The sequence below is a fragment of the Ruegeria intermedia genome (genome assembly GCF_900129345.1).
In the GTDB taxonomy this organism is placed as follows: Bacteria; Pseudomonadota; Alphaproteobacteria; order Rhodobacterales; family Rhodobacteraceae; genus Ruegeria; species Ruegeria intermedia.
On the sequence record NZ_FQVK01000070.1, the window covers coordinates 1 to 1,589 of the forward strand.

The 1,589-nt window shown below is 63.0% G+C and carries 2 protein-coding genes; both read left to right on the forward strand.

Annotated elements, in window-relative coordinates; genetic code table 11:
* The first annotated feature begins 193 nt into the window (after window positions 1-193).
* The gene (locus F3H26_RS19215; protein ID WP_149777567.1) at window positions 194-376 is read left to right on the forward strand and encodes a type II toxin-antitoxin system Phd/YefM family antitoxin; all 183 of its coding nucleotides are present in this window, start codon (window positions 194-196) and stop codon (window positions 374-376) included.
* Window positions 376-1,589 (forward strand): type I restriction-modification system subunit M (locus tag F3H26_RS19220; protein WP_149777568.1); only part of this gene is annotated, 1,214 nt, incomplete at its 3' end. The genes F3H26_RS19215 and F3H26_RS19220, both read left to right, overlap by 1 nt.

Sequence of the window (1,589 nt, forward strand, 5' to 3'; positions counted from 1 at the left end):
GGAGTGGGAGGCGCAGCAACCATCTTTTCACAAGGTCGAATAGCAGGCCTTTTGCAAACAGCTTCGCACGCGCCCATCCATAAACACCATCCTGCTTGCCCGCTCTCCTGGACGTCCGCCAGCGCGGCTACTTTCAATTTCCGATTGATTCCAATGGCCATTTCGGCCATTTCCCGTCATGGGAGGACCACCCATGACCGCACTTTCCGCCCGCGAGGCCAAGTACAACTTCGGCCGTCTGATCGACCTCGCCCGTGCCGAGCCGGTGGTGGTCGAGAAACACGGGCGCCCGGTCGTCGTGGTCCTGTCCGTCGAAGAATACGAAAGGCTGACCGGCAACAAGGTCGCCCCGTCCCGACTGGAAGGCGAGGAGTGATGGCAACGAACAACAACGCCCCCCTGGGCATCGAGGCAGAGCTGTTCAAGGCCGCCGACAAGCTGCGCGGCAACATGGAGCCGTCGGACTACAAGCACGTCGTCCTCGGCCTGATCTTCCTCAAGCACATCTCCGACAGCTTCGAGGCCAAGCACGCCCAATTGATGGCCGAATACCCCGAGGGCGCCGAGGACCGCGACGAATACCTCGCCGACAACATCTTCTGGGTGCCGAAGGAGGCGCGTTGGTCCCATCTCCAGGCCAGCGCCAAACAACCCACCATCGGCAAGATCATCGACGACGCCATGCTGGCGATCGAAAAGGACAACCCCTCGCTCAAGGGGGTGCTGCCCAAGGATTATGCCCGCCCTGCGCTCTCCGCGATCATGCTGGGCGAGCTGATCGATCTCATCGCCAACATCTCCACCCGCTCTGAGCAGGGGCAGGAGCGAGACCTCTTCGGCCGCGTCTACGAATACTTCCTCAAGGAATTCGCCGGCTCCGAAGGCAAACGCGGGGGCGAGTTCTACACGCCTCGCTCGGTCGTGAAAACGATGGTCGAGATGCTCCAGCCCTGGAAGGGCCGCGTCTATGACCCCTGCTGCGGCTCGGGCGGCATGTTCGTGCAGTCCGAAAGCTTCGTCGAGGCCCACGGCGGCCGCATCGGCGACATCGCCATCTACGGCCAGGAAAGCAACCACACCACCTGGCGGCTCTGCCGGATGAACCTTGCCGTGCGCGGGATAGACGCCGACATCCGCTGGAATTCCGAAGGCTCCTTCCACAAGGACGAGCACCCCAGCCTCAAGGCCGATTTCATCCTCGCCAACCCGCCCTTCAACGTCTCCGACTGGGGCGGCGAGCGGCTGCGCGAGGATCCGCGCTGGAAGTATGGCGTGCCGCCCAAGGGAAACGCGAACTTCGCCTGGCTTCAGCATATCCTTTACCACCTCTCGCCCACCGGCACGGCGGGCGTGGTGCTGGCCAACGGCTCCATGTCGTCCACGCAATCGGGCGAGGGCGAGATCCGCAAAAACATGATCGAAGGCGAGGTGATCGACTGCATGATCGCCCTGCCGGGGCAGCTCTTCTATTCAACCCAGATCCCCGTCTGCCTGTGGTTCCTGGCCCGCGACAAGTCGAACGGCATCGCGCGGGACAGGAAACTGCGCGACCGGCGGGGCGAGATCCTGTTCATCGACGCCCGCAAGCT